The organism is Polaribacter haliotis, assembly GCF_014784055.1.
Taxonomy (GTDB): Bacteria; Bacteroidota; Bacteroidia; order Flavobacteriales; family Flavobacteriaceae; genus Polaribacter; species Polaribacter haliotis.
The window spans coordinates 3,697,317-3,710,303 of the sequence record NZ_CP061813.1 but is presented as its reverse complement, the minus strand read 5'-3'; the positions used below and the strand labels follow the sequence as shown (position 1 = coordinate 3,710,303).

Annotated in this window: 10 protein-coding genes; 9 read left to right on the top strand and 1 reads right to left on the bottom strand. The window is 29.8% G+C overall.

Annotated features, from left to right (window positions below; translation table 11 throughout):
- Positions 1 to 8: 8 nt before the first annotated feature.
- Positions 9 to 497, bottom strand: a complete 489-nt coding sequence (locus H9I45_RS15940) for a hypothetical protein (RefSeq protein WP_088354136.1) — start codon at positions 495 to 497, stop codon at positions 9 to 11.
- Positions 498 to 671: 174 nt separating this feature from the next.
- Here H9I45_RS15940 and H9I45_RS15935 point away from each other — a divergent pair, with 174 nt between their 5' ends.
- The 9 genes from H9I45_RS15935 to H9I45_RS15895 all read left to right on the top strand — a co-directional run bounded on the left by H9I45_RS15935 (position 672) and on the right by H9I45_RS15895 (position 12,933).
- Positions 672 to 1,112, top strand: coding sequence for an ATP-dependent zinc protease family protein (locus tag H9I45_RS15935; RefSeq protein ID WP_088354137.1), 441 nt, complete (start codon positions 672 to 674; stop codon positions 1,110 to 1,112).
- Positions 1,109 to 1,984 (top strand): 30S ribosomal protein S6--L-glutamate ligase, encoded by an 876-nt coding sequence (gene rimK, locus H9I45_RS15930; RefSeq protein WP_088354138.1) that lies wholly within the window; start codon positions 1,109 to 1,111, stop codon positions 1,982 to 1,984. The genes H9I45_RS15935 and rimK overlap by 4 nt, the downstream gene beginning before the upstream one ends.
- A complete protein-coding gene (locus tag H9I45_RS15925) occupies positions 1,974 to 2,924 on the top strand; it encodes a succinylglutamate desuccinylase/aspartoacylase family protein (protein ID WP_088354139.1) in 951 nt (316 codons plus the stop codon). The genes rimK and H9I45_RS15925 overlap by 11 nt, the downstream gene beginning before the upstream one ends.
- Before the next feature lie 12 nt (positions 2,925 to 2,936).
- The gene (locus tag H9I45_RS15920) at positions 2,937 to 4,361 is read left to right on the top strand and encodes an energy transducer TonB (protein WP_088354140.1); all 1,425 of its coding nucleotides are present in this window, start codon (positions 2,937 to 2,939) and stop codon (positions 4,359 to 4,361) included.
- Positions 4,362 to 4,482: 121 nt separating this feature from the next.
- Entirely contained in the window at positions 4,483 to 7,161 is a 2,679-nt protein-coding gene (locus tag H9I45_RS15915) for a glycoside hydrolase family 3 protein (protein ID WP_088354141.1), read from the top strand.
- Positions 7,162 to 7,226: 65 nt separating this feature from the next.
- A complete protein-coding gene (gene trmD / locus H9I45_RS15910; protein WP_088354142.1) occupies positions 7,227 to 7,904 on the top strand; it encodes a tRNA (guanosine(37)-N1)-methyltransferase TrmD in 678 nt (225 codons plus the stop codon).
- Complete coding sequence (locus H9I45_RS15905) at positions 7,897 to 9,384, top strand: glycosyltransferase family 39 protein (protein ID WP_088354143.1); 1,488 nt, start codon at positions 7,897 to 7,899, stop codon at positions 9,382 to 9,384. The genes trmD and H9I45_RS15905 overlap by 8 nt, the downstream gene beginning before the upstream one ends.
- A gap of 109 nt (positions 9,385 to 9,493) precedes the next feature.
- The gene (gene rplS, locus H9I45_RS15900) at positions 9,494 to 9,844 is read left to right on the top strand and encodes a 50S ribosomal protein L19 (RefSeq protein WP_088354144.1); all 351 of its coding nucleotides are present in this window, start codon (positions 9,494 to 9,496) and stop codon (positions 9,842 to 9,844) included.
- An 857-nt stretch (positions 9,845 to 10,701) separates the two neighbouring features.
- Positions 10,702 to 12,933 carry an NADP-dependent isocitrate dehydrogenase gene (locus H9I45_RS15895; RefSeq protein ID WP_088354146.1) on the top strand — a complete coding sequence of 744 codons (2,232 nt, stop codon included), beginning with the start codon at positions 10,702 to 10,704 and terminating at the stop codon, positions 12,931 to 12,933.
- The last annotated feature ends 54 nt before the right edge of the window (positions 12,934 to 12,987 follow it).

Here is a 12,987-nt window from a genome sequence, read left to right as displayed (position 1 = left end):
TAATTATTTTATGATCTAATTTTAATCTTTGGATCTACAATATAAGTAGTATTTAAATCTAATACTCCGTTTGTTTTAAGAGCAAAAGTAAAACCAAATTTTACTTCATCTCCTGCAACTCCGCTTTTAACTTTTAAAGCCGCAACTGTTGGTGTAGATTTTGTATCAACAAAAATTTCTATTCCATTTGTCCAAAATTCTCTATTTCCAGAAGTATAGAAAAAATCAATAATTACAATTTCCACATTGGCGGAAGAACTATTAATTTTATAAGAAACTTCATCTCCAACTCCTGCTTCAGTTACAAAAGTTGCAGCAGGTTTACCATTAAAAAAAACCAATGCTGTAGCATCGTTTCCATTAAGACTTATTAATGCGTTTGTGTCTATAGTTCCAGAAACTGTTAGGTTTGATATTAAATTATCATCATCAGAAGAACTACAAGAAGTTATGAATGTTGCAACAAAAAGTAGAAAAATTATTTTAACGTTTTTCATAATTTCAAATTTTAATATTAATCAAATATATATATTATTTATTTCATAAATATGAGAAAAAATCATGCCCTCTTTTAAATAAAGACTATTTTAACTTAAAATGTAAGAAATTATTTCATTTAACTAATAATTAAAATAACTATCATTAGTTTTGTATTCTATTAAAGTTTTTAAATGAAAATTACGATTGGTCGTTCAGACAAGGCAGATTTTCCTGAATTATCACTTTCAGAAATTGATTTGAAAGTAGATTCTGGTGCGTATACATCTTCCATACATTGTTCTAATATTAAGGAAATCTCTATAAATAGTCAACCTTTTATACAATTTACACTTTTAGATCCAGAACATCCATTTTATAATAATAAAGAATTTAAGTTTAAAAATTATGCCTCTAAAATTGTAAAAAGTTCAAATGGAATTTCTGAAATGCGTTTTATGGTTCTTACAGAAATTGTAATTTTTAATAAAACGTATCCCATTTACTTGACTTTAAGTGAGCGTAAAGACATGAAATTTCCTATTTTACTTGGAAGAAAATTTTTAAATAAAAAATTTGTGATAGATACTGCTAAGAAAGATTTATCACACAAATTAAAAAACAAAAACAAATGAGAATTGTAATTTTATCGAGAAATCCGAAATTGTACTCTACAAGTAGATTAGTAGAAGCTGCAGAAAAACGCGGACATGAAGTAATGGTGGTAGATCATTTAAAATGCAATATAGAAATCGAAAAAAAATCTCCAAAAATTCATTATAAAGGAGAGTATATAACAAATATCGATGCAATTATTCCACGTATTGGAGCTTCTGTAACATTTTATGGAACTGCAGTAATTCGTCAGTTTGAAATGATGAAGGTTTTTACATCTGTTTCTTCACAAGCATTAACAAGATCTAGAGATAAATTAAGTAGTTTACAAATTTTAGCTAGAGCTGGTGTTGGTTTACCAAAAACAGTTTTTACAAATTACACAAAAGACGTAGAACATGTAGTAGAATCGGTTGGTGGTGCTCCATTAGTTTTAAAATTATTAGAAGGCACACAAGGTTTAGGAGTTGTTCTAGCAGAAACAAAAAATGCTGCAACTTCAGTTTTAGAAGCTTTTAACGGATTAGGAGCAAGAGTTATCGCACAACAATTTATAAAAGAAGCTGGTGGTGCAGACATTAGAGCTTTTGTGGTTGATGGAAAAGTAATTGGAGCAATGAAACGTCAAGGAAAAGAAGGGGAATTCCGTTCTAATCTTCATAGAGGTGGAAATGCAACTGTAATAGAATTAACAGACGAAGAAGAAAAAACAGCTTTAAAAGCAACCAAAGCATTAGGTTTAGGAGTTGCTGGTGTAGATATGTTACAATCTTCTAAAGGACCATTAGTATTAGAAGTAAACTCTTCGCCTGGATTAGAAGGCATAGAAATTGCAACAGGTAAAAATATTGCCAAAGAAATTATTAGATATTTAGAGATTCATGTCGAGTAAACCTTTTATTCTTTTAGGAAAAGAAATTCCTGAAGGAGAACGTACTGTTTTAGATTTAAAAGTAGCAAAATTACATACAAGAACTACTGTAAATGTTCCTGTAATTATAGAACGATCTACAAATCCGGGCCCTGTCGTTTTATTATTAGCAGGAATTCATGGAGATGAAACCAATGGAGTTGGCATCATTAGAGAAATTATAAATCAAAAAATTAACAAGCCAAAAAACGGAACAATTATTTGTATTCCTGTTTTTAATATCTTCGGATATTTAATTCAGACTAGAGAATTTCCTGATGGTCGAGATTTAAACAGAATGTTCCCAGGCTCTGCATCTGGTTCTTTGGCAAGTCAATTTGCATATCAATTTACCAAAGAAATTGCACCACATGTAGATTATGTAATAGATTTTCATACAGGTGGTGGTGAGCGTGATAATATTTCGCAAATTCGTTGTAGTAAAGATGATGAAAAAGCTTTGGAATTAGCCAAAGTTTTTAACCCTCCAATGATTGTTTTTTCGAATAATATTGCAAAATCTTTAAGAGATACTTTAAACAAAATGGATAAAACTATTTTACTTTTTGAAGGAGGGAAATCAAAGGAATTAAACCCAACAGTAATAAACGAAGGTGTAAATGGAACTAAAAATGTTTTAATTCGTTTAGGTTTAATAGAAGGAGAATTAAGTGTAAAAGCGACACCTGTTTATGTGAAAAAAGCAAAATGGTTAAGAGCACAACACTCTGGAATGTTCCAAATTAGAGTAAGAAATGGTGCATTTGTTAAAAAGAAAGAAGTTTTAGGTGTTATACAGGATCCTTTTGGGGAATTTAAAAAGAAAATTTACGCACCAGATAATTGTCATATTTTCTGTGTAAACCAAACTCCAATTGTAAATAAAGGAGATGCTTTGTTTCATATTAGCTTAGAAGAATAAAAATTATTAGCAATGAAAATAAAACTGACACTTATTGTATTATTATTACTTTCAATTGAAGGTTTTTCTCAAAAAAATAATTTCGACTATTTAAAAAATTCTAATCCTAATCCGAAAAACGAATTATCTCTTCATTTTAAAAATGCAATTCCTTTTAGATTACTTAAAAATATTAAGTACCCTAAAGCAACATATACTCTTAATGTATTTTTTTATGTGAATACATTAGGCGAACCTTATGATATAAGTACTAGTTTTAAAGTAAATAAAGAACTTAGCAATACTATTAAAAAAGCACTTTTAGATTTTCCAATAGAAAAATTAAATTTAGGAGCTTTAGATACCAAAAAAAGATATTCGTTTCAAATTATTGCAAGTACAGTTCAATACGAAAATATTATTTATTGTAGCTCCATTATTATTGAAGAAACACTTCCTGTTTGTGAGCCTTGTACAGATTTGGAATATTATAAAGACATAAAAAGCTGTATAAATTTAGAAATAAAGAACTTTTTTAATAGAAATTTAGACTCTTCCGCTGTTAATATTGCTAAAAAGAAAACGAAAAGTTTAAAGGCAAAATTAAGAGTTAATAAAAAAGGAAAGCTAATTCTTTTAAAAGGTGAAAATTTAGATTTATTCTCAGGAGTTACAAGTAACTTTCCTCTTTTTAATAGTCCTGCCAAAATAAATGGAAAACCAACTGTCTATAATTATACCTTTTATCCATCCACAAATAATAAAAATATTTTTTTAAATGCTGATGAAATTTCAAATAATAAGGCAAGCTCAACAAACGAATTCACAAAATTTATAACAGAAAGATTAGAGGCAAAATATATTGGAAATTCTGGATTAAACAGAATTAATAAAAACCTATATCTAAATTTTGAAATTGATAAAAACGGAAAACCTATTAATATTAAAACTAATGCTCGCTCCTATAGCTTAGAAAATAAAATTATTAAGCTTTTTAAAGAATACCTAAATACACAATTAAATTTAGAAAAAAGAAACACTTTAGCGAATTATTTTACAACTATTTTAACTTATAAAAATGGTAAAACCATCGTAGAAACTTTAAAAAAATTCGGCGAAGAAACTATTCCTATCTTTCCAGGATGTGAAAAGTCTGAAAGCATTTCAAATGCAAAAAAATGTTTTAGTAAAGGTGTGCAACGTCATTTTGCAAGGACTTTTGATTCTAAATTACCTAAAAAACTTGGTTTATCAACTGGTAGAAAAAGAATTCTCATAAATTTTAAAGTTAATAAAGAAGGAAAGTCAGAAGATATTAGAGTGAAAGCTCCTCATCCAGAAATTGTAGATGAAGTAATAAATGTAATAAGAAGGTTACCAAAAATAAAACCTGGTTACCAAAAAGGAAAACCTGTTAGCGTAAAATATGCTATACCTTTTACTATAATAGTTAATTAACTTCTTTTGTCTACTAGTTTAATTTCTAATAAATTAGCAGAACTCAATTGCTAAAAATATTTGAAATAACATTTTTATCAATTTCATAAAAACCAAATCAACCACCAAAAATTAATAAAAAATGTATTCAACCCAGAAAATTGTAATTGTATTTTCAGCATTTTTATTATTTATTTCTTGTAATCAAGAAGATAAATTTATTTATAAAAACCCAGATGCGTCCATAGACGAACGTGTTGCAGATTTATTACCAAGAATGACTTTAGAAGAAAAGTTCTGGCAACTTTTTATGATTCCAGGAGATTTATCTGAAGGAAAAGAAAAATATAAGCATGGTATTTTTGGCTTTCAAGTTTCAACAAAAGGTTCATCTGAAAATGGAGCAGAACAAATTTTAGATTATTCTGGTGGAGGAACTGCAAAAGAAACCGCAATTCTTATTAATGACATGCAAAAACATTTTATTAATGAAACAAGACTTGGCATTCCTATTATTCCTTTCGATGAAGCTCTGCATGGTTTAATTCGTGAAGACGCAACCGCTTTTCCACAATCTATTGGTTTAGCAGCATCTTTTAACACCAAATTAATGGATACTGTTGCTGCTGCAATTGCAATTGAAGTAAAAGCGCGTGGAATTCGACAAACTTTATCTCCAGTAATTAATATCGCAAGAGATGTAAGATGGGGACGTGTCGAAGAAACCTATGGAGAAGATCCTTTTTTAACCTCGAGAATGGCAGTTTCTTATATCTCTGCTTTCGAAACACGTGGCGTAATTACCACACCAAAACATTTTGTTGCCAATGTTGGTGATGGAGGTCGAGACTCCTACCCTATTCATTTTAACGAACGTATTTTAGAAGAAATTTATTATCCTGCTTTTAAAGCCAGTGTTCAAGAAGGAAAAGCTTGGTCTATTATGACTTCCTATAATTCTATTGATGGTACACAAGCCTCTGCAAATAATGCAGTTCTAAATGAAAAACTTAAAAAAGATTGGGGTTTTGGCGGATTTGTAATTTCGGATGCTGGTGCAACTGGAGGTGCAAACGTACTTCACTTTACAGCGAAAGATTATGCAGAATCTACCCAACAAGCGATTGAAGGTGGATTGGATGTTATTTTTCAAACTTCATACAATCATTATCCGCTTTTTTACGAAGCTTTCGAAAAAGGAATGATAGACGAAAAAGCCATTAACGAAGCTGTAAGACGTGTATTATATGCAAAATTTAAATTAGGTTTATTTGAAAATCCGTATGTAAGTGTTACAGATTTAGAAAAAAATAATAGTGTTGTAAATAATAAAGGTTTAGCAAAAACAGCCGCTTTAGAATCTATTGTTTTACTTAAAAATGAAACCCAAACACTTCCACTTAAAAAAGATATTAAATCTATTGCAGTGATTGGTCCTGATGCAGATGCTGCACGTTTAGGAGGTTACTCTGGCCCAGGAAATAATCCTGTTAGTATTTTAAAAGGAATTAAAAACAAAGTAGGCAATTCAGTAAATGTAAAGTATGCAAAAGGTACTGAAATGATTACCGAAGATTTTGTGGCAGTTCCTAAAGAAAATTTATTTCATCTTGACAATAATGAGAAAAAACCAGGTTTAAAAGCAGATTATTTTAATAATATCGATCTTGAAGGAGAACCTGCATTATCTAGAATTGATGAAAAAATTGATTTTCGTTGGACGCTTTTTTCTCCAGATCAAAGTAAAATTAATTACGATTATTATTCCGCAAGATGGACAGGGAAATTAGTCGCACCAGAATCTGGAACGATAGATATTGGTATTAAGGGTGATGATGGTTACAGATTATATATTAACAACGAACTTATTATTGATAATTGGAAAAAACAAACCGTTCAACAAATTACAAAACCATACAAATTTCAAAAAGATAAAACCTACGATCTTAAAGTAGAATTTTATGAAACCACTGGAAATGTTTGGTTTAAATTACTTTGGAATGCTGGTATTAAAGATACTTGGGAACAAGAAATATCAAATGCAGTTTCAATCGCAAAAAACGCAGAAGTAGCAGTAGTTTGTGTAGGAATTGAAGAAGGCGAATTTAGAGATCGTGCTTATTTAACATTACCTGGGCATCAAGAAGAATTAATTAAAGCTGTCGCAAAAACAGGCACACCAACAGTTGTATTATTAATTGGTGGAAGTGCAATTACTATGCAAAATTGGATTCATGAAGTTCCTACAATTGTAGATGTTTGGTATCCTGGAGATGAAGGTGGAAATGCAGTTGCAGATGTACTTTTTGGAGATTACAATCCTGCTGGAAGATTGCCTGTTACATTTCCAATTCACGAGTCGCAAGTGCCTTTATATTATAATCACAAACCTACAGGAAGAGGAGACGATTATGTAAATCTTACTGGAAAACCATTGTTTCCTTTTGGTTTTGGTTTGAGTTATACAAACTTTACATATAGTGATATTCAACTTGATAAAAACACTATAAACCCTTCAGAAACTACAACTGTTACTTGTAAAATAACAAATACTGGTAATTTTGATGGAGATGAAGTTGTTCAATTTTATATTAGAGACGAGTTTGCATCTGTAGCAAGACCTATTTTAGAATTAAAAGGTTTTGAACGAATTCATCTTAAAAAAGGAGCATCTAAAAATGTAAGTTTTAAAATTACACCAGAAACCTTAACAATGCTAAACAAAAAAATGGAACGTGTTGTAGAACCTGGAACTTTTAGAATTTTAATTGGAGCATCTTCCAACGATATTAGATTAAGAACAATTTTAACTGTTGAGTAATTTTGTTTAAATAATACTCTTTAAAAATAGATTTTAAAATTATCTAAAAAACTTACATTTGCAACATGCGAATAGATATTATTTCAGTAGCTCCAGATTTATTAGAAAGTCCTTTTAACCATTCAATTGTTAAACGTGCTAAAGAAAAAGGCTTGGCAGAAATTATAATTCACGATTTACGTGAATATGGTTTAGGAAACTACAAACAGATTGATGATACTCAGTTTGGTGGTGGAGCTGGAATGGTTATGATGATTGAACCCATTGCGAATTGTATTCGAAAATTACAAGCAGAAAGAGTATATGACGAAGTTATTTATATGACTCCAGATGCAAAAACCCTGAATCAATCTACAGCAAACACACTTTCTTTAAAAGAAAATATTTTAATACTTACAGGACATTATAAAGGTGTAGATCAAAGAATTAGAGACGTATTTATTACCAAAGAAATTTCTATTGGAGATTATGTTTTAACTGGTGGCGAATTGGCAGCTGCAGTTTTAGTTGATGCAATAGTTCGATTAATTCCTGGGGTTATTGGTGATGAGCAATCTGCCTTAACAGATTCTTTTCAGGATAATTTATTGTCTCCTCCTGTGTACACAAGACCTTCCGATTTTGAAGGAAATAAAGTTCCTGAGATTTTATTATCTGGAAATTTTCCAAAAATTGATGATTGGAGAAGTGAAAAAGCATATGAGAGAACAAAAAACATAAGACCCGATTTATTAGATGAGTAGCATTCAAAAAATAACAGCTTATTTTAAAGAAAACAAAGCAATTGGCTGGGTTTTAGGATTTCAATTATTTAGATTGATTCTCTTACCATTTATGGGTTTAATGCCTCAAGATGCATACTATTATTTATATGGGCAGAATTTATCGCTCTCTTATTTCGATCATCCAGGGATGATTGGTTATATGCTAAGAGCGTTTACAGATGCTTTTGGAACCTCCGTTTTTGTAGTAAAATTTGCCGATTTTGTAATTACATCTTTAACTATATTTAGTTTTTATAAATTAGCGAGTTATTTTTTATCTAAAGGAAAACAACAAAGAGCCTTACTTTTATTTGCATCTACCATTTTTGTTTCCATACTTTCGTTTAATTCAACACCAGATGTGCCACTTTTATTATTTTGGACCTCGAGTTTAATTTGTTTGTACAAAGCAATTTTCGAAGAGAAAAAATGGTTTTGGATTTTTGGAGGAATTGCAATGGGATTGGCATTCAACAGTAAATACACAGCGATTTTATTACAATTTGGGTTGTTAGCTTTCTTAATATTCTCCAATAAATATAGAAAATTATTAATTTCTCCATGGGTTTGGATTTCCATAATTATTTCTGTAGCTGTTACTTTTCCTGTTTGGTACTGGAATTATCAGAATGAATTTGCTTCGTTTGCTTTTCAATCTTCTGCAAGAACAAGTTCAATTACAAAATTCGAAATTTCTCCAAAAAACTTCTTTGGAGCCATTGGTCATCAAATGTTCTTATTACTACCTATTTTATTTTTGGTAATAATTACTTTCACTTTTAAATATATTAAAAGAGCATTGTTGAAGTTTAAAATTCCGCAAGCGAAAACCTTATTTTTATTAGCATTTTTTGTTCCTACATTTGTTGGCTTTTTTGCTCTTACTCCTATTTATTGGGTAAAATTAAACTGGATGATGCCTTCTTATGTTACTGGAATTATAATTGCAGGAATGTTTATCAATAAAAAATTATTAAAGACCCAAATTATAATTTCTATTGTTTTTCATATTGCTGTTAGTTTGCAAGTTATCTTTTATTTAGTACCAATTAAAAGTGATGATACTTGGGTTGGCTGGAAAGAATTAGCCTCTGAAACTGAAGAATTACAAGAAAATTATCCAAATACCTTTATCTTTTCTAACGATAATTATAAAACATCTGCCTGTTTAAACTTTTTTATGGATGATAAAGTCTATGCACAAAACATTATAGGTTTACCAGCTTTGCATTTCGATTATTTAGGGGACGATTTATCTACCTTAAAAGGGAAAAATGCCATTTTTATAGATTCTGATAAGCGTTTTAACAATAAAGATAAATTAGGAACAATAGATCCTTTATTAACTACTTACTTTAAAAATGTGGCAGAACTAGAGCCAATTATTATAAAAATCAATGATAAAGAGAGCAGAAAATTCTGGGTTTTCTATTGTACTGACTATCAACCTAAAAAATAATTAAAATTAGTTTTTAGTAACTAAAAATAATTACTACTTTTGCAACCGCTAAATTAACCTCTGACGAAGAAATCGTGAACGTTGCTTTACAAAATAATAAATATTTAATATGGAAGCTTTAATAAAATTTGTACAAGACGAATTTGTAACAAAAAAAGAATTTGCAGAATTTGCTGCTGGTGATACAATTACTGTGTATTACGAAATTAAAGAGGGAGAAAAAGTAAGAACTCAGTTTTTTAGAGGAGTTGTTATACAAAGAAGAGGAACTGGTTTATCTGAAACTTTTACAATCAGAAAAATGTCTGGAACTGTAGGTGTAGAGAGAATTTTCCCTGTAAACTTACCTTCTATTCAAAAAATCGAAGTTAATAAAAGAGGTAAAGTACGTAGAGCTCGTATTTTCTACTTTAGAGGTCTTACTGGTAAAAAAGCTAGAATTACTGAAAAAAGAAGATAATCTCTTTCAAATAAAAGTATTAAAAAGCGTTGTGATTTTTCACAACGCTTTTTTTAGTTAACAATTGTTTATAACCATAGTTAATAGAATGTTGATTTCTAATTGGTTAAAAATTTTGTAAGCCTTTAAATTGAAACTATATTTACTTCAGAATTTACAAATTAATTAAACTATAAGTCTTCAAAAGCTAAAAAGAAATTAAAAGTAAAAACTTAAAGTAACGTTCTTTATATATTGTTTTTCTGAAAATTGATGAAATTTTAAAATTCAATTCAGATATTTTAAATCATTATAATTAGGTAGTTTAAAAAAGAAACATTCTAAAACACAACAAAGGCAACTTCGTTTATTTTAGAAATACTAAGAAATTAGTAGAGGACACTCGCTTCTTAACGCACAGAATTTATAACGTATATTTTAAAATTATCAACTGAACTGTATTTTAAGTTTAGATTTAGTTCAAAGAAAACAATAGAAACATTAATAAAAATTTTATAAAAGTAGAATGCTTTTATATAATTAAGGATGTTTCAAAAACTGAAATAGCTGATAGCAATTTTCTTTTTTAAGGAAGTATAAAACATTTGTTTTATTTGTTTTTGTAGCAGTACAAAACAGTACTTAAAACTATTTCGAAGAAGCCATATCATAACAAGAAATTGTTGGATATGGCTTTTATTTTTAACTTCTACGAAATCGATTTCAAAAATTATTAATTCTGCAATAAAACCCACTAATTAATCCCATTTTACCAATAAAAAACTCAACAAAAATCCTTAAATTTGCTCGCTTTCAAAATAATGAATCTTCATTTAGAAAGTTATTCCAATAGTACAATTACTTAAAAAACAATTTACATGAGCAAAATAGCTAAAATTATATACACGAAAACAGATGAAGCACCAGCTTTAGCAACGCGTTCTTTTTTACCAATTGTAGAAGCTTTCACAAAATCTTCTAATATAGAGTTCGAAGTAAAAGATATTTCTTTAGCAGCAAGAATTTTAGCTAATTTCTCTGAGTATTTAACAGAAGATCAAAAAGTGGAAGATGCTTTGGCTCAATTAGGTGATTTGGCAAAATTACCAGATACAAACATTATAAAATTACCAAATATTAGTGCATCTGTACCTCAATTAAATGATGCAATAAAAGAATTACAATCTTTAGGTTATGCACTTCCAGACTATCCTGAAGAAGCAAATACTGCCGAAGAAAAAAAGGTTTTAGCATTATATAATAAAGTAAAAGGTTCTGCTGTAAACCCAGTTTTACGTGAAGGGAATTCTGACAGAAGAGCACCAAAAGCAGTAAAAAATTACGCTCGTAAGAATCCACATTCTATGGGTGTTTGGTCTGCAGACTCTAAAACGCATGTTGCAACCATGGCTGAAGGAGATTTTGCGCACAATGAATTATCTGTTACTTTACCTAAAGCAACAACAATAAGCATTCAGCATATTGCAGAAAATGGAGAAAAAACAGTTTTAAAAGACAAGCTTTCTCTTTTAGAAGGAGAAATTATTGATGCTACTGTAATGAGTAAAAAAGCATTAATTAACTTTTTGGAAAAAGAAATTGATGATGCGAAAGCACAAGGATTATTACTTTCATTGCATATGAAAGCAACTATGATGAAGGTTTCTGACCCAATTATTTTCGGGCATGCAGTTCGTATTTTCTTTAAAGACATTTTTGCGAAACATGGAAAAACTTTAGAAGAAATTGGTGTAGATGTAAATAATGGTTTTGGAAATTTATTAAGAAATTTAGAAGAATTATCTGCAGATAAAAAAGCAGAAATTTTATTAGATATTGCTGATGTTTACACAAAAAGACCAGCAGTTGCCATGGTAAATTCAGACAAAGGAATTACCAATTTACACGTTCCTAGTGATGTAATTATTGATGCTTCTATGCCTGCAATGATTCGTACTTCTGGACAAATGTGGAATGCAGAAGGAAAGTTACAAGATACTAAAGCAGTAATTCCAGATAGTTCTTATGCAGGAATTTATAGTGCAACTATCGATTTTTGTAAAAAGAATGGTGCTTTCGATCCAACAACAATGGGTACAGTTCCTAATGTTGGTTTAATGGCTCAAAAAGCAGAAGAATATGGTTCGCATGACAAAACTTTCGAAATTTCTGGAAATGGAAAAGTAGTTGTTTTAGATGCAGATGGAAATACATTAATGCAACACAATGTAGAAACTGGTGATATTTGGAGAATGTGCCAAACAAAAGATGCACCAATTCAAGATTGGGTAAAATTAGCAGTTACAAGAGCAAGAGCTTCTGAAACTCCTGCAGTTTTTTGGTTAGATAAAAACAGAGCACATGATGCAGAAATTATCAAAAAAGTAAATGCATATTTACCAAATCACGATACTTCTGGTTTAGATATTCAAGTTTTATCTCCTATTGAAGCAACTGAATTCACTTTAAAAAGAATTATAAAAGGAGAAGATACCATTTCTGTTTCAGGTAATGTATTACGTGATTATTTAACAGATTTATTCCCTATTTTAGAAGTTGGTACTTCTGCAAAAATGTTGTCTATTGTTCCTTTAATGAATGGTGGTGGTTTGTTTGAAACTGGAGCTGGAGGTTCTGCTCCAAAACACGTGCAACAATTTTTAGAAGAAAACCATTTACGTTGGGATTCTTTAGGAGAATTTTTAGCATTGGCTGTTTCCTTAGAGCATTTAGGAACTACCCAAAATAACCCAAAAGCACTAATTTTAGGAGAAACTTTAGACGATGCAACAGATACTTTCTTAGATAACATGAAATCTCCTTCAAGAAAAGTAGGTGAATTAGACAATAGAGGAAGTCATTTTTACATCGCCTTATATTGGTCTAAAGCTTTAGCTAATCAAACAAAAGATTCAAAATTGAGTAACGAGTTTTCTAAAATTTATAAAGAGTTACTTGAGAACGAGTCTAAAATTACTGGGCAGTTAAATGAAATACAAGGAAATGCTGTAGATATTCAAGGATACTATAAACCTAATGAGGTTTTAGCAAACAATGCAATGAGGCCAAATGCAGTTTTCAACGCAATTTTAAGTATTTTAAATCTTTAAAATTTTACCAAGATATTAACACAAAGAGTGCCTTTCTAGGCACTCTTTTTTTTT

Coding starts and splice junctions, on each gene's coding strand:
- H9I45_RS15935 (WP_088354137.1), top strand. CDS start 672: ATGAAAATTACGATTGGTCGTTCAGACAAGGCAGATTTTCCTGAATTA.
- H9I45_RS15915 (WP_088354141.1), top strand. CDS start 4,483: ATGTATTCAACCCAGAAAATTGTAATTGTATTTTCAGCATTTTTATTA.
- trmD (WP_088354142.1), top strand. CDS start 7,227: ATGCGAATAGATATTATTTCAGTAGCTCCAGATTTATTAGAAAGTCCT.
- H9I45_RS15895 (WP_088354146.1), top strand. CDS start 10,702: ATGAGCAAAATAGCTAAAATTATATACACGAAAACAGATGAAGCACCA.
- H9I45_RS15920 (WP_088354140.1), top strand. CDS start 2,937: ATGAAAATAAAACTGACACTTATTGTATTATTATTACTTTCAATTGAA.
- H9I45_RS15925 (WP_088354139.1), top strand. CDS start 1,974: ATGTCGAGTAAACCTTTTATTCTTTTAGGAAAAGAAATTCCTGAAGGA.
- H9I45_RS15905 (WP_088354143.1), top strand. CDS start 7,897: ATGAGTAGCATTCAAAAAATAACAGCTTATTTTAAAGAAAACAAAGCA.
- H9I45_RS15940 (WP_088354136.1), bottom strand. CDS start 497: ATGAAAAACGTTAAAATAATTTTTCTACTTTTTGTTGCAACATTCATA.
- rimK (WP_088354138.1), top strand. CDS start 1,109: ATGAGAATTGTAATTTTATCGAGAAATCCGAAATTGTACTCTACAAGT.
- rplS (WP_088354144.1), top strand. CDS start 9,494: ATGGAAGCTTTAATAAAATTTGTACAAGACGAATTTGTAACAAAAAAA.